General features: G+C 42.0%; 12 protein-coding genes. 6 read left to right on the top strand and 6 right to left on the bottom strand.

From position 1 onward, the window contains the following. Positions 1-31: 31 nt before the first annotated feature. A complete protein-coding gene (locus tag ACO052_RS08505; protein ID WP_422107583.1) occupies positions 32-1,897 on the bottom strand; it encodes a PQQ-binding-like beta-propeller repeat protein in 1,866 nt (621 codons plus the stop codon). Positions 1,898-1,914: 17 nt separating this feature from the next. Continuing rightward, positions 1,915-2,448 carry a DUF6252 family protein gene (locus ACO052_RS08500; protein WP_422107582.1) on the bottom strand — a complete coding sequence of 178 codons (534 nt, stop codon included), beginning with the start codon at positions 2,446-2,448 and terminating at the stop codon, positions 1,915-1,917. 354 nt (positions 2,449-2,802) lie between these two features. On the opposite strand from ACO052_RS08500, the gene ACO052_RS08495 reads away from it, so the two are divergent. Further along, on the top strand, positions 2,803-3,093 hold the full coding sequence (locus ACO052_RS08495) for a HEAT repeat domain-containing protein (RefSeq protein WP_422107581.1): 291 nt from the start codon (positions 2,803-2,805) through the stop codon (positions 3,091-3,093). Positions 3,094-3,099: 6 nt separating this feature from the next. Here the strand turns inward: ACO052_RS08495 and ACO052_RS08490 are convergent, their stop codons facing one another. Genes ACO052_RS08490 through alaS form a run of 3 tightly spaced genes read right to left on the bottom strand, consistent with a single transcriptional unit; the run spans position 3,100 to position 7,234 of the window. After that, the gene (locus tag ACO052_RS08490) at positions 3,100-4,056 is read right to left on the bottom strand and encodes a GSCFA domain-containing protein (protein WP_422107580.1); all 957 of its coding nucleotides are present in this window, start codon (positions 4,054-4,056) and stop codon (positions 3,100-3,102) included. 38 nt (positions 4,057-4,094) lie between these two features. Then, complete coding sequence (locus tag ACO052_RS08485; protein WP_422107579.1) at positions 4,095-4,610, bottom strand: hypothetical protein; 516 nt, start codon at positions 4,608-4,610, stop codon at positions 4,095-4,097. A gap of 11 nt (positions 4,611-4,621) precedes the next feature. After that, positions 4,622-7,234: an alanine--tRNA ligase gene (gene alaS / locus ACO052_RS08480; RefSeq protein ID WP_422107578.1), complete on the bottom strand. Its 2,613-nt coding sequence runs from the start codon at positions 7,232-7,234 to the stop codon at positions 4,622-4,624. Between the two features lie 119 nt (positions 7,235-7,353). Here alaS and ACO052_RS08475 point away from each other — a divergent pair, with 119 nt between their 5' ends. From ACO052_RS08475 to ACO052_RS08455, 5 genes are read left to right on the top strand one after another with little or no spacing between them, the layout of a single operon-like run. Further along, the gene (locus tag ACO052_RS08475) at positions 7,354-8,325 is read left to right on the top strand and encodes a M23 family metallopeptidase (protein ID WP_422107577.1); all 972 of its coding nucleotides are present in this window, start codon (positions 7,354-7,356) and stop codon (positions 8,323-8,325) included. 1 nt (position 8,326) lies between these two features. Next, positions 8,327-8,656 (top strand): MerR family transcriptional regulator, encoded by a 330-nt coding sequence (locus ACO052_RS08470; RefSeq protein WP_422107576.1) that lies wholly within the window; start codon positions 8,327-8,329, stop codon positions 8,654-8,656. Between the two features lie 12 nt (positions 8,657-8,668). Next, the gene (locus ACO052_RS08465; RefSeq protein ID WP_422107575.1) at positions 8,669-9,268 is read left to right on the top strand and encodes a LemA family protein; all 600 of its coding nucleotides are present in this window, start codon (positions 8,669-8,671) and stop codon (positions 9,266-9,268) included. A 9-nt stretch (positions 9,269-9,277) separates the two neighbouring features. After that, complete coding sequence (locus tag ACO052_RS08460) at positions 9,278-9,715, top strand: TPM domain-containing protein (protein ID WP_422107574.1); 438 nt, start codon at positions 9,278-9,280, stop codon at positions 9,713-9,715. Positions 9,716-9,741: 26 nt separating this feature from the next. Continuing rightward, complete coding sequence (locus ACO052_RS08455; protein WP_422107573.1) at positions 9,742-10,557, top strand: TPM domain-containing protein; 816 nt, start codon at positions 9,742-9,744, stop codon at positions 10,555-10,557. A gap of 349 nt (positions 10,558-10,906) precedes the next feature. Here the strand turns inward: ACO052_RS08455 and ACO052_RS08450 are convergent, their stop codons facing one another. Next, positions 10,907-17,866 (bottom strand): BspA family leucine-rich repeat surface protein, encoded by a 6,960-nt coding sequence (locus ACO052_RS08450; protein ID WP_422107572.1) that lies wholly within the window; start codon positions 17,864-17,866, stop codon positions 10,907-10,909. Positions 17,867-17,931: the final 65 nt, after the last annotated feature.

The raw sequence follows: 17,931 nt of genomic DNA, 5'->3' as shown, positions 1-17,931 counted from the left end.
GCCTAATCATAACAAATCTCAACAATAAGATTTAGTTGTTAAGATTATAAGCATATATAGTCTTATCATTTGGCTTGTAATATAAAAACCCACCAAATTCATCGACTTTATATACAGGCTTTTTGTCTTTTAGAACTATTTCTTTTTCCACTGCACCTGTATCTTTATTTAACTTTACTAGCCCTACACCCTCATCGAGCTTGGTTAAAATAAACTGTGCGTCTTGCGTAGCAGAAGTCGCTTTAAAGCGCTTAGCCATTTCATTAAATGAGGCTGTACCGATAGCCGAGAACATGTCTGCTGTTCGTTTCATTTGTGCACCATAGCTATTATATTGTCCCAAAGCATTTCTGTTTGCACCTGCCCTAAATGATGCATTTGCAGCCATCGTTGTAGAGGCTACCGCCATAGCTCCAGCGAGTATGGCTCCAAAGGCGCTCTTGCCAGGGGCTCTAAAATACTCATGCCATTTCGCTTCCCCATCCCAATCCAAAGACATCATATTTTGATCAGAGGTCAATAAAATACCACCATCTCTTACTTCTATTTTTGTAGGATCTTCTTTTCCATCAAACTCAGCTTCGGTTAAAATTTCTGAAGTTCCAGAAGCTGCATTAATACTAAACAACTTCTCGTCCGCGGCTATAAGGTACCTGTTATTCTTTCCATCGAAATCAGAACTTACTACATCAGCCCTCTTAAACTTAAGTGGCTTTGCCCAAACTTGTTCTCCAGTTTGTAGATTAACAATATTGGCATCTTCTGAGGTAATATATATTAGCCCTTGCGGCGTCTCAGCCATGGTTAAGATATTTTCACCAGTTTTTAAAGGTTTCTTAAATAATGTTTTGCCATCATAGGAAATCTTATTGATTCCGCCTTCCTTAATGCCAAATAAAATACCATCTTCCATAATATAAAAATGCTGAACATAGCCTTTGGTTTTAGGCGCTTTTTCCCAGAGATCAGATCCATCATGTATACTAAGTAAAGTTATTTTAGATTCTGCCTTAGCAGCTGTTAATTTCCCTAGACCCTTTTTACCTGAATTTGCAACATCACTTACCACAGCAAGGCCTTGTGATAAGATTTGAAAATTAGAAACATTTCCTTTTACCTTGCGTTCATCAGCCCAAGCAGAAGTCCCGCTACTATTTATCTTATAAATCTTAGTGTTCTTCTTATTACTGGTCGAAGCAAAAGCATAAATGTCTTTCTCGTCCTCGCTCGCAACCATCCAACCGACCTGCTTGATTTCGTTTTCCCATAGTACATTTCCAGAATTCATATCGACTTTTATTAGACCTTTAGTCGTTGGAATAATAACTCCATCTGATAGTACTAGCGGAACTCCCATGGCTTGTCTAGAGCCTTTAAACTTATAGAAACTTATCTGTTTTCCGGTGTCCAGATCATAAATGGCCACAGCTTGCGCATATTTTTCCTTAGCCTTTCTTTGACCACTTACTATGAGTTTATTTTCTGGCATCAAAACTTCAGACATACCAATGGCTTTCCATCCATTTTTTTCAGTACTAAAAAGAACATTCCCAGACATGTAGTCTATAACAGCACTCTTGGTCTGCAACCCGCCAAAACCTGTTTGTCCAACCACGACGTATGGAGACAAGGGTACAAATTTTAGCTCTTCAGGTTTTACACGTCCATATTCAGTGAAATTAAATAATACATCTGCTTTACCTGGCTTAATTCCGACCAAACCGTCGTTTGTAGCCACTACCATTGTCCCTCCTTGAGTGATGGTCATGTCATTGATCTTAGCGCCCATTTGATAACTCTGATCTGGCGCTTCAGCTTTTTGCGCATTTAGTGTAGTTACATTCAAAAAGAATGCAACTATCACTAAAGCTCTGATTTGAATTAATAGCGATTTCATATGGATTAATTAATAGGTTAAGAAATCTGCTTGCTCAAATCAAAAGACCCTTCGGTAATCGTCCTAAGCGACTGATCGCCGTTAACATTTTTACCAGTAAAATCAAATGTCCCTATGACCTTGGTATCTGTCTCTTCGGAGATATTGATTTCCCCAACCTGAGTATCATCGTAAGGTGCTTGCCATATTTCTGTGGTAGAGTTTTGGGGATTATTAATATCAACATCCGTCTCGGTGTAAGAGGCACTGTTAAAAATATTTGCTCCACCTCCAATAGGATAGGTTCCAGGGCCAGAATAACCCACAATAGTTATCGCAAAGGCATTACCATCACTACTAGAAGCTATAATGATAAGGTTCTGTCCGTTATTTGCCACGGTAGCAGAAGAAGAAATATCCAAAGACTGGAAATTTTGACCGTTTATCTTGGCCACTAAAGTCCCAGATGGTGCATTGCCAGGGCCGCCACCATCATCGTCACTTTTGCATGATGTCAATGCTATTATCGATGTCAACGTAAATAATAACAGGACGTTTTTAAAAATTCTCATTGTTGAAATAATTTATTGGTTAATACTGAGACAAATCTCAACAATAAGACCAAGGCAAAACATACGATGAATTGCGTATATTTTTATAACCAATTTATTTTCAAGTACTTAATCGAAAAATCATACGTAATTCGTAGGCATAATCGTAACAAAACATTGAATTTTATGACCTATTAATACCATAATGTTCCTTTTTTTATGCATCTCCCATTTACATTTCTACTCTTTAAAATGAAGCTAGTTCAGCCTTCGAAAGACACTATTTTAGATTGGATGCATTCTGGTGCTATACATAAACTAGAATATGCACTCAAAAAAGGCAACTATAGGACACGTTAATTAGCAGCAGAGGCCTTGGAACAAGTCGGCCAAGCCTCATCTGTCCCAATTTTGTTAGGGGCTATTGATGACAACATTCATAAGGTTTCCATTGCGGCATTAAATGCTTTAGAAGCTATTGGATACGATGAGGAATTAATAATTTCAATCACTAGGAAGCGTTTCCATTGGGTAGAAAAAATTTGCAGTAAGGAGGCAAAACAGAAAGAAAAGACCGAAAAGAAGTACAACATCTATCGCTGGGAACGGAGCAGTAAAAAAAGTTTCGAAATGGTAAAAGAACGCTTAAAACGTCCCATCCGGTAATTATACCTACTTGTCAAAAGTAATATTGGGATGCGCTTTTTCTAAGGCTTTAATATCTAACTGAAGTTGATTCAAAAACGCCAGATGTTTTTCAGACTTAGGATTAAATGGACGATGGGCCTTTTTAGATTGAATGCTGGCAACAGCATCCATAATTTCTAAGGCCTCTTCCATTAACCACACCGTTTTGAATTTTCCCCATATATAATCAATGGCCAAAGCATTAGGGTGAAGCATATCGGTATTATAAAAACGATAGTCTCTTAGCTCGTCCATCATTATTTCATAAGAAGGAAAATAATACAAGTGTTGCCTTGGGTCAACCACGTCATGAACCGCAGCTATTAAATGTGATTTGCTTCTTGTGTTCTCTATAAATCCATCTTTTAGATGCCGAACCGGTGACACGGTGAATATAAAATTTACTTTGGGGTTGACACCTCTAATTAAAGCAACCATGGCTTCAAGTGATTGAGAAATAGCGTTTACGGACAAGAGTTCTTTTAGAAACTGCTTTTGGGGAACTTTATGACAATTGGCAACGATGCGGTCAGAAGCGATATGTCGATATACCCAACTAGTTCCTAAAGTAACGATGACATGGGTCGCACTTTTTAGTTGCTGTAGCGTATTATCTAATTGCCCATTTAAGATATTTATCAAATCATCTTGGGCGACCCTATTCCATGTGGAATGCGCATCCAAACAGCTCCATTGTTCATTGTGAAAAATGAGTTCATCACCCAAATAATAATCCGAATTGATGGCTCTTGTAACAAGACGTTCTATAGCCAAAGGATGAAATAGAATTCCGAATGGGTTGATCGCAGTCTGAAACTTGTAATACTCAAATTTGGATCCCATATTTTCAGAAAAACAAGACCCCAATAACACCACTTTTGAGTTATAATCAAGCTGACTTAACTTTTGGGGGTTTAGTGGTATCTGAGTTTGAAGTTTCATCGCCTTATGGAGTATATTAGAACAGTTTGAATATTACACTATCCTTTATTCTTTTGTCGCTCTAGCTTTTTTAATTCCCTTTCTTTCTTTTTTTCCTCTAATCGAATTTTTTCTTTCTCAATTCTATTTTCTAAGGTTTCTATTTTAGTATTTGAAACATTTAATTTATTGGTAACTCGCTCAATCTTAATGCTTGTCCTAGCCATAGAGCGATGTAATCGATCAATGCTTTTTTGATGCTTTTTATCCGATTTTCCACTGTTGCTTTCAATCTCCACAATCTTATCACTTAAATCCGATAAGGTGGTATTCAACCGTTTCATCTTATATTCGAGTCTTGCTTTTTTAGTTTGCTCTCTATACAAGGCTTGCTCATCAGTTTCAATACTATTCATCATCCACATCATCTGCTGGTCATGATGCCATTGTAAATTGTTCTGATTGTCGAGCATTCGGCTATTAATTTCACTTTGGGAAGGCGGAGTGGGAAATTTTTGTGCTAGCAAAACAGCTGGAAAACACCCTACAATGAGAAAAAAAGCCCTTGTTTTCATGGTAATCGCGATTAAATGTAATCTCTGGCTTTTTCCAAGGCTTCATCTATCCCTGATGGATTTTTACCACCTGCTGTCGCAAAGAAAGGTTGGCCACCACCACCACCTTGAATGTATTTACCAAGTTCTCTCACGATTTGCCCTGCATTCAAATCCTTTTCAGCAACAAGTTGCTTTGAAATATAACACGACAAAATCGCCTTACCATTAGTATTAGCTCCGAATAAGGCAAACAAGTTATTCACTTCACCACCCAATTCAAAACACAAATCCTTAATACCTGCAGCATCTAAGTCTACTTTCTTTGCTATAAAATTGACACCATTAACTTCATCAATTTCATTCTTCAATTCGCCTTTTACATTTTTAGCTTTATCCTTAAGCAGATGCTCAATCTGTTTTTTAAGGTCGGCGTTTTCATCCTGCAAAGCCTTAACCGCTTTTACAGGTTCTTTGGTATTATTGAGCAAGTCCCTGATCTCAAAATAGGCTCTATTATTTTCAAAATAGAAATCCTTTACCGCGTCGTAAGTAATCGCTTCTATTCGTCTAATCCCAGCCGCAGTAGCACCTTCGGACACAATCTTAAAATGCCATATATCTGCTGTGTTCTTGACATGTGTACCCCCGCAAAGTTCAATGGATTTACCAAAGCGGATAGTTCTTACCGTATCTCCGTATTTCTCGCCAAATAAAGACATGGCACCATCTGCTATGGCTTGGGTTTTCGGTACGCTTCGTTGCTCTTCAAGGGGCAACTTGCCATCAATCCTTGCATTGACAAAATTTTCCACATCCCTAAGTTCTTCAACCGTCAGTTTAGAAAAATGGGAAAAATCAAAACGCAGATGTTTAGAATGTACAGCAGAGCCTTTTTGCTCAACATGTGTTCCCAAGACCTCGCGCAATGCTTGATGTAAAAGGTGTGTAGCTGTATGGTTACATTCGGTTCTAAAGCGTTGTTTGGCATCAACAACCGCCTTAAAATTGTCGTTAAGTCGTTTGGGTAGGTCTTTGGTTAAATGGATAATCACATTATTCTCCTTCTTCGTATCCAAAATATAGAGCACATCTCCATTAGTATCTTGCAAATAGCCTTTATCACCAACTTGACCTCCACCTTCCGCATAAAAGGGTGTTAAATTAAAAACTAATTGGTACATCTCACCCTCTTTTTTAGTACTCACCTTTCTATAGCGTACTATCCTAACATCAGCCTCAAGTGCATCGTAACCGATAAATTCTTGTTCCTCATCATCCAATAAAACGGTCCAATCATCTAATTTCAATTCCGACGCTTCCCGACCACGTCCCTGCTGCTCCTTTAATTTCCGTTCAAATTCTCCAGTATTATAGGTATAGCCTTGTTCTCTTAGAATGAGTTCTGTTAGATCCTCCGGAAACCCATAAGTATCTTTCAATTCAAACACCTTTGATCCCGATATTTCCTTTGACTCAGCATTTTCAACAATGCGATTCAACAATACCAAGCCTTGTTCTAACTTTCTTAAAAAGGATTGTTCCTCCTCTTTAATCACATTCTCAATAAGTTGCTTTTGGGTCTTAAGTTCGGGAAAGGCATTCCCCATCTTTTTGGTCAAAACATCAACCAAACGATAGATAAAAGGATCCTTTTTATTTAGAAACGTAAAGCCATAACGTACCGCACGTCGTAAAATTCGTCTAATCACATAGCCTCTGGTGGTATTGCTAGGTAATTGCCCATCTGCAATAGAAAATGCTACGGCTCTCACATGGTCAGCAATCACCCTAATGGCCACATCAATCTTTTCATCTTTACCGTAATCGGTATTGGTTATCGCTTCAATCTCTCTGATTATTGGTGTAAACACATCAGTATCATAATTAGAGGTGACGCCCTGTAGCACCATACAAAGACGTTCAAAGCCCATACCTGTATCGATATGCTTATTGGGAAGGTTTTCTAAGGATTTATCTGCCCTTCTATTGTATTGCATAAAGACCAAATTCCAGATTTCCACCACTTGGGGATGATCCTTGTTGACCAAGTCTTTACCATCTATCTTTGCTTTTTCTTCAGCCGAGCGGATATCCACATGAATCTCACTACAGGGGCCACAAGGTCCTTGTTCTCCCATTTCCCAAAAGTTATCCTTCTTGTTGCCCATAAGAATACGGTCTTCTGGAATAATGGTTTTCCAAAGCTCATAAGCTTCTTGATCCATAGGGAGCTTATCGGCATCATCACTGCCCTCAAAAACGGTGACATATAAGATATCCTTGTCAATACCATAAACTTCGGTGAGCAACTCCCAAGCCCAAGCAATGGCTTCTTTCTTAAAATAATCCCCAAAACTCCAATTGCCCAACATCTCGAATAAGGTATGGTGATAAGTATCATAACCGACTTCTTCAAGATCATTGTGTTTCCCAGAGACCCGTAAACACTTTTGCGTATCGGCAATACGATTGCTTTTTGGCGTATTATTTCCCAAAAAATACTCTTTAAAAGGCGCCATCCCAGAGTTCACAAACATCAAGGTTGGATCATCCTTTGTGACCATAGGTGCAGAAGGAACGATGAGATGGGATTTTGATTTAAAAAACTCTAGAAACTTAGTTCGAATGTCTTGAGACGTCATATACTTAAATTATAGCCAGTATCGTTAATATTACCACATTTGCAAAACAATCTTTATATTTGGAAAATTCAGCAATTCATATGGTGCATATGTCCTGCAAAAATAGTATAAATTAGAACATGGCTAAGGTAAAATATTATTATGACGCCGATACGTTGTCTTACCGTAAAATAGAGCGTAAAAAATCAACGGCTTTTAAATATGCCGCCGTTTTTCTTTTGGCCGCAGGATTATTCGGTTTTTTATCTTTTGCCATAATCAGTAGCTATATAAAATCCCCAAAAGAACGCCAGTTAGCTAGAGAACTACAGAATATGCAATTGCAGTACGAGCTGCTTAACAAACGTATGGACGATGCCATTGCAGCCCTAGAAAATGTAGAAGAACGCGATAATGCTATCTATAGACTATACTTCGAAGCCAATCCGATTCCAGAAGAACAACGACGCGCTGGTTTTGGGGGTATTAATCGATATAAAAAGTTTGAAGGTTTCGATAATTCACAATTAATTGGCGAGAGTAATAAACGCTTAGATGTTCTTGAAAAAGCCATCGTCGTGCAGTCAAAATCACTGGATGAAATAGCCAAGTTAGCAGAGGATAAAGAAAAGTTTTTGGAAGCCATACCAGCAATACAACCGGTAAATAACGAGAATTTAACACGAATGGCTTCGGGTTATGGTTTTAGAACAGACCCCTTTACCAAGGCTAGAAAATTTCATTTTGGTATGGACTTTACCGCCCCTCGAGGCACACCGGTTTACGCTACCGGAAATGGTATCGTAAGACGTGCTGACAATAGATCCTCGGGCTATGGAAAACACATACGAATCGATCACGGGTATGGTTATATGACCCTATATGCCCATTTATATAAATATAATGTACGTGTCAACCAACGTGTAAAACGCGGTGATTTAATTGGCTATGTGGGCAGTACTGGACGGTCCGAAGCACCACATCTGCATTATGAAGTCCATAAGGACGGACAGCGTGTTAACCCTATCAATTTCTACTATGGTAACCTCTCTGCTACGGAGTTTAATGAATTGCTAAGAAAAGCATCTTTAGAAAACCAATCTCTCGATTAATATGCATATTGAATTACCAGAAAAACGCTATTACGGTATTGGTGAAGTCGCCAAGGCCTTTAACGTTAATGCCTCACTAATTCGTTTTTGGGAAAAAGAATTTGATATTATTAAGCCTAAGAAAAATGCTAAAGGCAATAGGAAATTTACACCTGAAGATATCAAAAACCTAAAATTCATTTACCATCTGGTAAAGGAACGAGGCTTTACCTTAGAAGGTGCCAAAATTCACTTGAAGGAAGAAAAGAAAAAGTCTTTAGAAAAATACGAGATCATAGAAAAGCTAGAACGCATTAAAGCCCAACTCATTAAAATAAAAACACAACTTTAAAACTTATAAATCATGAAAAAATGGTTAGTCCCACTGATTATCATTGCTATTGTAGGAATTGGTCTTTATCAATGGGCAGTTGGAATCAATAATACATCAGTAGAATTAGAAGCTAATGCCAAAACAGCTTGGTCAAATGTTGAAAGTACTTACCAAAGACGTAGTGATTTATATTCTACTGTAGTAAAAACTGTTCAAGGGGCGGCCGATTTTGAAAGAAAAACATTGAATGAGGTTATAGAAGCGCGCTCTAAGGCGACCTCTATAAATGTTGATGTTAGTGATTTAACTCCAGAGAATTTAGAAAAATTTCAACAAGCTCAAAGTCAATTAAAAGGATCATTCAGTAGACTCATTGCCACCTTTGAACGTTATCCAGATTTAAAAGCGACCCAACAATTCAGAGACTTTCAAGCTCAACAAGAAGGTACCGAAAACCGAATCAATATTGCTCGAGATCGCTATAATGAAGCGGTAAATAAGTATGATATTTACACCACTAAATTCCCAAATAAGATATTAGCTGGAATGTTTGGCTTCAAGGAGATGGCAAGGTTTAAAGCAGAGCCTGGTGCTGAAAAAGTACCTGATATACAATTCGAAAACAACTAAAAATTAGTCATGCCATACATTGAAGATTTCCTTAGCGCTCGTGAAGAAGAGGAAATCATTGAAGCTATTCGTTTAGCGGAAGGTGAAACCTCAGGTGAGATTCGTGTGCATATAGAGCAAAAATGTGATATTGATGTCTATGAACGTGCGCTGGAGGTGTTCCATTTACTAAAAATGGACAACACCATTCAACAAAATGGTGTGCTTATCTATGTCGCTGTTGACAATAAAGCTTTTGTCATTTTTGGAGACCAAGGCATCAACAATATTGTTGGAGCCGATTTCTGGAACACGACACGAGATCAAATAGCAATGCAATTCAAATCGGGCAACTTTAAACAAGGGCTTATCGACGGTATTTCAGAAGCCGGTAAAGTACTCTCGGTACATTTCCCATGGGAGCATGGTGATAGCAATGAGTTAGACAATGCCATATCTAAAGGTTAATGCAGTATCTAAAACACATAGCTACTATGTTAGTATTTGTCATTTACATGGCAAGTACTTCTATTGTTATTGCACAATATAAGATACCTCCTAAACCAAAAGATACAAAACAGCACTTTGTCTACGATTATATCAATCTATTAACCAAAAGAGATAATACCAATCTCAACATTAAATTAAGGAGATATGCTGATACCACTTCGACTCAAATTGTTGTAGCTATTATAGGTTCCACTGAAGGTGAATACATCAATTATCTTGGAGCACAGTGGGGTGAAGTCTGGGGCATTGGACAAGAAAATGAAGACAACGGTATCCTAATTTTGTTAGCTAAAGATGATCGAAAGATTGGCATTAATACAGGCAAAGGAGTAGAACATTTACTTACTGATGCTATAAGCAAGCGCATTATTGATAGAGATATCGTTCCCTACTTTAAACGCAACGATTATTACGGTGGGCTAGATCGTGCTACCGATGTCATTTTTGAAGTCATGAATGGGGAGTACCAAGGCTCGAGAAAAACAAACAGCAACGAATTCCCTTTTATTGTGTTCATCATACTCTTTATTGTATTCGTCATATTTATCATCGCTATTTCCAAAAGTCGTGGTGGTGGTCGAGGCGGAGGAAATCGTGGCAACAGAAACGATGATGCGAAAAGTATTCTCGAAGCTATCATACTCAGTAATATGGGTCGTGGTAGTTACCGTAGAGGCTCATCTGGTGGTTTTGGTGGCTGGGGTAGTAGCTCTGGAGGAGGAAGCTTCGGCGGCGGTGGTTTTGGCGGTGGCTTTGGTGGTGGAAGTTTTGGTGGTGGTGGTGCCTCAGGAGGTTGGTAGATTAAGGCAACAATCATTTTAGGTTTCTTGTTCACCAAAAATAGATTCTCAAAATGTGCTTTTAAATAAAAGCCTCCCTATCCTTACAGTAGGGAGGCTAACATCGCTGCTGGTTCTTTACCCCTTTAACTTCGCAGCAGCTCTGTCTTGCTATTAACCTAAACTTCTCTATTTAATGGCTTATACATATTCTTGTTTTAATTTATTTTGGTTATCCAAAGGGCACGATTGGGAACGACTACTATTAATCCATTTAAGGAGACTATCATGCGCCTCTGGAACAACCATTTACATTTAAAGAAGAACCATTTTATGAACCTATGGTGCATTATGGTCACGTTTTCTATTATTAATTCAATATCACTTTTTGTGCCTGTCTTCCGTTTTTATTTTTTAACTCTACAATGTAAACCCCATCGTTCATCGTACTCACATCTACATGCTGTACCATGGTCCGGTTTTCTAATGGCGTCGCCAATACCATTCGCCCCTGCAGATCATAGAGCCTGAAGGTCGTCGTTTCCGATAGCCATCCATGCACCACAATGGTGTGTTCCTGTAGGTTGGAATATAGCGCTATACGGTCCTCTTCATTAACACCTATACCAAGTGTACCCACCCCAGCTCCTGAACAATCATAAGTATCATCAGTGATCTGTGTCCCAGGGGTACTGGTACAGTCTGCAATACTCGTACCACCGCAGGCCGTAAAGAACTGGTCCTGGAATACTCCATCGCTGTAGAAGCAGATATCGGCATCCTCGCTAACGTCAGTATAGCGGATCTTGATATGGAATAGGACCTTTGGTGTCGTTGTAATCTGAAGTTCCGGTGCCGTCTCCAAACCGACCAAAGCAATGTTCTGCTGGAAAGATAGGGACACTCTTGAGCTCGTATTGTCGTTCTGTATAAAATCCTTGTACGCCGGGGAGAACATCCCAAAAGAGTAACCTAATATTGAACCATCCGGTTGGCTATATGCTATGTTGCCATTGTCCGATACATTCCCACCAAAGGCCGCTGTGCTGTAATCGATGTATACCTGTCCCGAGCCCACATAAAAATCCGTAGTGCTCGATATCATGATATCGGCTTCATAAAAATCATTAACGCCATCATTGGTAATCTGAGCATTAGCAAAGGCCAAGGCTACATTGTTTGACAATAATTCAGAGGACATAGTTCTACTGAACTGCTCCCCTCGGCCAATGTTTGGATTGATCAGTGTGTTGACGTCCGTGTTCTGGACTTGGGTATTCACATCCATATCGGCTGTAGCATAGCCCGAACCACCGATCAGTTGAATCACGGCATTCGCATCCGTATTCTGAATTTGGGCATTACCATCATAATCGCCCGTATACATCCCATATAAGCCATTGGCCAGTAGTACCAGCGCATTGGTACCATAGGGCGTTGTACTGCCATCGGCGAAGTTGGCCGTTGTGCTGGTTGAAGATAAGGACACGGCGGCATTGCTCATAATGCCCAAGTGGTTGCGGTGTTTGATGGCCACATAGTAGTTCCCCGAGGATTGATAGAATACCAATGATGATGTGCCATCTATATCAACAATATCCCCATCGCGTTGCAACAAAGCGGACCTCTCATTTTTTATCGTCGTATTCGAGCTGCCGTCCCGTAACTCTACCCATATCCAATCTACAATGGCATTAGCTCCCGTAACCGTAAGCACGGAAGCGTCGATAGTGCGTCCGTCACCATAGGGTGATTCTAAAGGAATGTGATTGCCGGTGCGAAGATTATCACGCATCAAGGTCCCTTCGCCCGTAATGGGGTTCAAGGCAGCACCTTGCAGGTACGTCTTTGGTGCCAAGCTCACATAACAGTCCGTGGCCTCGCCGCCATCAGTCATCTGCCAATTGTATGGACTACTGGTCAAAACCTGGCGCGCCGCTCCAGCCAAACAGTATTGGCTGCTGCCCCCTTCGAAACCTATTCCGGAAGGGATGTCATCGTCGCCATCGCCTGGAGAACCACTGCTGTCCGTGCTCCAACCGATCAAGGTGGCATCATAATTGGCAACCGATAGTCCCGATGACCTAAACATGTAGTCCATTCCTGCATCGGTAAAACCTGGATCAAAGAGACTTCCAATATCCCAATCGCTTAGATTTTGGTCAAAACTGACTGCGCCTTCAAACATACTATTCATATATTCCACGTTGCTTACATCCCAGTTGGAGATATCCTGATTGAAAAAGCTATAGGCAAACATAAAACTCATTTGCGTGACTTGGCTCACATTCCAGTTGGAGAGGTCTTGGTTGAAGGAAGTTGCATTGGAGAACATATTACTAGTAACCCTTACATTGCTCATATCCCAATTGGAGAGCGGCTGGTTGAAGGCTGTTGCTCCGGAGAACATATTCCTAGTATCCGTTACACTGCTCACGTTCCATCCGGATAGTGGCTGGTTGAAGGCTGTTGCTCCAGAGAACACACCCCTCATATCCGTTACACTGCTCACGTTCCATCCAGATAGTGGCTGGTTGAAGGCTGTTGCTCCGGCGAACATAGCTCCCATATCGGTTACATTGCCCATATTCCAGTTAGAGAGCGGCTGGTTGAAGGCCGCTGCACTGGAGAACATACCTCCCATATTGGTTACACTGCTCACATTCCAATTGGAGAGCGGCTGGTTGAAGACTGTTGCTCCAGCGAACATACCTCCCATATCGGTTACATTGCCTACATTCCAGTTGGAGAGCGGCTGGTTGAAGGCCGCTGCACTGGAGAACACACCGCCCATATTGGTTACACTGCTCACATTCCAATTGGAGAGCGGCTGGTTGAAGACTGTTGCTCCAGCGAACATTTGCGTCATAGTGGTTACATTGCTCACATTCCAATTGGAGAGCGGCTGGTTGTAGGCTGTCGCACCAAAGAACATCTGACTCATGTCCTCTACATTACTAACGTCCCATCCGGATAGGGTCTGGTTGAATGCCGTTGCTCCGGCGAACATAAACTTTGTGCTGGTTACGGCTGACAGGTCTGGCGCATCTGTTGCCGTGATGCTAAGGTTAATACAGCCTGCGAGTGCACCTTCCATGGAGGTCCACGGATTGTCTCCCCATTGCACCACCTCCAAAAGCTTAGGGGGATCCACACCGCCGAAGATCTTTATAAAATTAATGCGAGGGAAGGTTTCATCAATGGAAACCTCATACGTGCCTGCGGTGGCATAAGTATGTGTTGCATCTCCGGTTTGGTCAAAAGAAACATGGCCATCGCCCCAATCTACCGTATAGTCGTAAGTCTCCCCTGAAGCTGTGGGGATGGTGATGCTTAGATCGTCTGCCGGCACCTCCCATTTGGTGATAAAGGGATCGCAACCCACGCCGCTATCGGAAATGGTCCATCCAGCGGTAACCAAAGCAGCACGTGCCTGTCCGCCAAAACAATACTCACTGTTACCTCCATTAAACGCTACATTGGAAGGGACTTGGGTCTCTGAGCTATCCAAGGTATTCCAGCCTATCAATAGCTTATCATAGTGCTCCTGGGAAAGTGTTGCCCCAGTAAACATGTTTGCTGCCGTGGTTAGACTGGAGATGTCCCAAGCCGAGAGGTCTTGATCAAAGTTCACGGCATTTTGGAACATTCGGTCCATATCAGTAACCTTAGCGACGTTCCAACTCGAAATATCTTGATTAAACGCCATATCCGCATCGAGCGGCGCAACGTTATAGAACATCGCAGACATATCGGTGACTTCAGCAGTATTCCAATTTGAAATATCCTGATTGAACGCTGGGGCGGTAAGGAACATCCTATGCATGTCAGTAACATTAGCGGTATTCCAATTGGAGATGTTTCCGTTAAAGCTTGCGGCTTGCCTAAACATTTCACCCATATCTTGTACCTGGCCCACATTCCAGCTATTAAGGTTCTGGCTAAAATCTTCGGTTAGCATAAACATCTGACTCATATCGGTGACCTGTGATACGTTCCAGGTACTTATATTACCGTTAAAGTCTAGAGCTCCCGCAAACATAGCCTGCATGGACAGTACGTTGCCGGTATCCCAAGTATTTAAATCTTGGTTGAAAGCCTCTGCGTAACTAAACATACTGAGCATGCTAGTCACATTACTGACATTCCAAGTATTTAAAGATTGATTAAAAACCAGTGCGCCTTTAAACATGGTTTGCATAGTCGTCACATTACTGACATTCCAATTGTTTAGAGGTTGATTAAAAGCCTCTGCACCATCAAACATGAAGGACATATCCGTTACATTAGAGACGTTCCAGTTGTTCAAGGGCTGATTAAAAGCCTTCGCGCCATCAAACAGCCCGTTCATCTTTTCGACATTGCTTACATTCCAGGTACTGATCGTGCTATTACCTACCATAGATACACACGCCTTAAACATGTCGGACATATTGGTAACATTGGACAAATTGGGAGTGTCCGTAGCCGTAAGGTCCATATTGTTGCAGAGAAAAAAGGCATCTTCAAAAGACGTCCATACACTGGATCCCCATTGGCTAATCTCCAACAATTTTGACCTGATATCAGAAATAACACCTACTTTAAAGGTGTTCAGGTTCCCGTTGATCTTTACCTCATAGGTGCCACTGGTTGCATAGGTATGCGTATCGGTATTGCTGTTAGTGGTGCCATCTCCCCAATCTACACGATAACCGCCACTATCGCTTACGATGGGCAAGGTGATGCTTTCATTGTCTGTGGCAATGCTCCATTTGGTGACAAAGGGATCGCAATCGGAAAAGATCCAACCTGTGATAATGGCATTGGCCGTGCAGGAGGAGGTCTGTCCGCATTCGTTGATCACCGTCAAGGTCTTTGCCAGGGGTTCCCTAAGATTGTCACAGTTCAGGGGCTGTGGCAGGCTCCCGTCGATACTTGCATCTATCTGGAGCGTCCCATTGAAGAAATCGCCAGGGTTCAATCCAATGATCGACATATAGTAGAGCATACCGGCATCCAGATCGAAGGTGCCGGTATTTGGAATTGCTGTATTGCTCGAAATCGTAACGCCGCCACCGGCATTGAACGTCACGTTGCCGACATATTCGTCCCGTTCGTCAAATCTTCCGCTGTTGGCCACAATAGGGGCGTCCCATACAATAAGATTGGAACCCGAATCTCCCCTTAGGGTAAAGGTATACAGCCCATCAGCCGGCACAGTAAAGGCAAATTCCTCATAGTTCCATGTACCTGCTAAAGCATCCGTGGGATCTTCAGAGGTTACCTCCGCACCGAAGGCGGTACCGTCCATAAGCAGCGTGGAATCCCCATAGTCGCTCAGATTTCCCGAAAAGATATCGTTGGGCGCTATGGTATCGTGACTGCCGTCCAAGGTAATCGTTGTGTCCTGGCACACGGCGATCTGTTGGTCCGCCACCGTGATATCAAAGCTTTCCTGTGCCGTATTGCCGGAACCGTCCGTTGCCGTATAGGTCACAGTCGTTATCCCTATGGGGAACGCGGTGCCGCTGTCCCCGCCGGTTGTGGTAATCGTGGGCGAGGTCGTGCAGTTGTCCGAGATGCTCACGTTGTGCGGGGTGGCGTAGTTCACGATGGCTGTACACTCGCCAAATGGTGCTTCTATGAAAATGTCGGTAATGTTGCCGTTTATGACAGGATCGATATTGTCCACAATCGTTGTGGTACAGGAGGTTTCCCTACCGCAAGGGTCTATGACCCTTACTGTTTTGGTCGTACCGACATCTGTACAGTCGTAGGTCTGTGGCAGGCTGCCGTTGATACTTGCATCTACTTGGAGCGTCCCGTTAAAGAAATCGCCGGCGTCCAATCCAGTAATCGATATGTAATAGAGGATACCAGCATCCAGATCGAAGGTGCCACTGTTAGGGCTTGTCGTATTGTTCGAGCTTGTAACGCCACCGCCAGCATTGAAGATCACGTGCCCGACATATTCGTCCCGGCCGTCAAACCGTCCACTGTTGGGCACAATGGCGGCGTTCCACAGGATGAAATTGGAGCCTGAATCTCCACTCTGAATAAAGCTGTACAGTCCATCGGTGGGCACGGTAAAGGCAAATTCCTCATAATTCCATGCTCCAACAGATGATGACAATAAAATATCCGTGGGGTCTGTTGATGTTACCTCCACATCGAAGGCGGTACCATCCAATAAGAATGTGGCATCTCCATAGCTCGCCTCGCCAAGGGACAACAGGTCCGTCGGGAGCAATGTTGCGGACCCGCCTGCGCTGAAAGTAATTTCCAGTTCTTCGATACAGGCCGCATCTGGCTGTACATTCGTGACCGTTACGTTGAAACTGGTCTGGGTCGTATTGCCGAAGGCGTCCGTTGCCGTATAGGTGACCTCCGTGATGCCTATGGGAAATTCTGAACCGCTTGCACCACCGCTCGTGGTAATCGTGGGAGATGCTGAACAGTTGTCCGAGACGTTCACGTTGTGCTGGGTAGTATAGTCCACGACGGCCGTGCACTCGCCAAATACCGCAATTTTGGAAATGTCGGTGATGTTGCCGCTTATTGTTGGGCCTGTATTGTCCGCAATGGTAACTGTTGCCTCGCAATTCGAGCTATTGTTGTTAGCATCCCGTAAAAAGAGTATTACCGTATGGTCTCCGATATCGTCGCAATCGAACGTACTTTGGGAAATACCCGTAAAGTCAATCCCCGAGTCCGCATCCGTTGATCCGTTGTTTATGTCACTGGCAGAAATGCTTAACGTACCATCGGCTCCCAACGAACGTGTTATGTTTCTGCATCTTGCCACAGGGGCCACCTCATCCTTATAATGTACACGGAACCGACAATCAGCACCTGAATTGCCAAGAAAATTATTGTAGAGAAACTCTCCTCCAGAATAAGGGGCTTGAATGTCATAAGCCAGTGAAAGGCTATATTCTGTATTGTTTCTTAAAACTAGATACCCATACTCTATTCCTGCTGTTAATTCCGGTTCGGTATTAAAATCAATATTGTGTTCAGTAAGGGACGAATTAATAGAGATGCCGCTCTTTGTTGCGCTCGCGATCAATGTACGATTGTTATTACTGAAAGGATATTTGTATAGCTCAACGGTTATCGAAGCACCACTTCCAATAGTAGGGCCCGTTACATTTGCTATCCAAATAGAGATGCCTTCAAGTTTTCCTGAGCATATAGGTGTAAAGCTGTTCCCAATAGCACTATAAAGACTTCCAAAAGTAAAACTTTGGTTACCTGAATTTTGTATAATGTCGCTTGTACCATCGCATTGGGCTGATAAGGTCGTTTGCCAAAGACATAAAACGACCAGAATAAGGGATTTTTTCATCCTAGGGGGATATATTAAGGTTCATGCCTCAAAATTATACCCTGATAAAATTCCTCGAAATCTGT

This window comes from Winogradskyella sp. (assembly GCF_965228925.1).
Classification (GTDB): domain Bacteria; phylum Bacteroidota; class Bacteroidia; order Flavobacteriales; family Flavobacteriaceae; genus Winogradskyella.
Note: the sequence above shows the minus strand (reverse complement) of the source record. Positions and strands in the feature narration are given on the sequence as shown.

What these genes read in the sequence shown, in the direction of transcription:
- ACO052_RS08460 (WP_422107574.1), top strand. Translation starts at nt 9,278, where the DNA reads ATGCCATACATTGAAGATTTCCTTAGCGCTCGTGAAGAAGAGGAAATC.
- ACO052_RS08450 (WP_422107572.1), bottom strand. Translation starts at nt 17,866, where the DNA reads ATGAAAAAATCCCTTATTCTGGTCGTTTTATGTCTTTGGCAAACGACC.
- ACO052_RS08500 (WP_422107582.1), bottom strand. Translation starts at nt 2,448, where the DNA reads ATGAGAATTTTTAAAAACGTCCTGTTATTATTTACGTTGACATCGATA.
- ACO052_RS08470 (WP_422107576.1), top strand. Translation starts at nt 8,327, where the DNA reads ATGCATATTGAATTACCAGAAAAACGCTATTACGGTATTGGTGAAGTC.
- ACO052_RS08485 (WP_422107579.1), bottom strand. Translation starts at nt 4,610, where the DNA reads ATGAAAACAAGGGCTTTTTTTCTCATTGTAGGGTGTTTTCCAGCTGTT.
- ACO052_RS08455 (WP_422107573.1), top strand. Translation starts at nt 9,742, where the DNA reads ATGTTAGTATTTGTCATTTACATGGCAAGTACTTCTATTGTTATTGCA.
- ACO052_RS08465 (WP_422107575.1), top strand. Translation starts at nt 8,669, where the DNA reads ATGAAAAAATGGTTAGTCCCACTGATTATCATTGCTATTGTAGGAATT.
- ACO052_RS08490 (WP_422107580.1), bottom strand. Translation starts at nt 4,056, where the DNA reads ATGAAACTTCAAACTCAGATACCACTAAACCCCCAAAAGTTAAGTCAG.
- alaS (WP_422107578.1), bottom strand. Translation starts at nt 7,234, where the DNA reads ATGACGTCTCAAGACATTCGAACTAAGTTTCTAGAGTTTTTTAAATCA.
- ACO052_RS08475 (WP_422107577.1), top strand. Translation starts at nt 7,354, where the DNA reads ATGGCTAAGGTAAAATATTATTATGACGCCGATACGTTGTCTTACCGT.
- ACO052_RS08505 (WP_422107583.1), bottom strand. Translation starts at nt 1,897, where the DNA reads ATGAAATCGCTATTAATTCAAATCAGAGCTTTAGTGATAGTTGCATTC.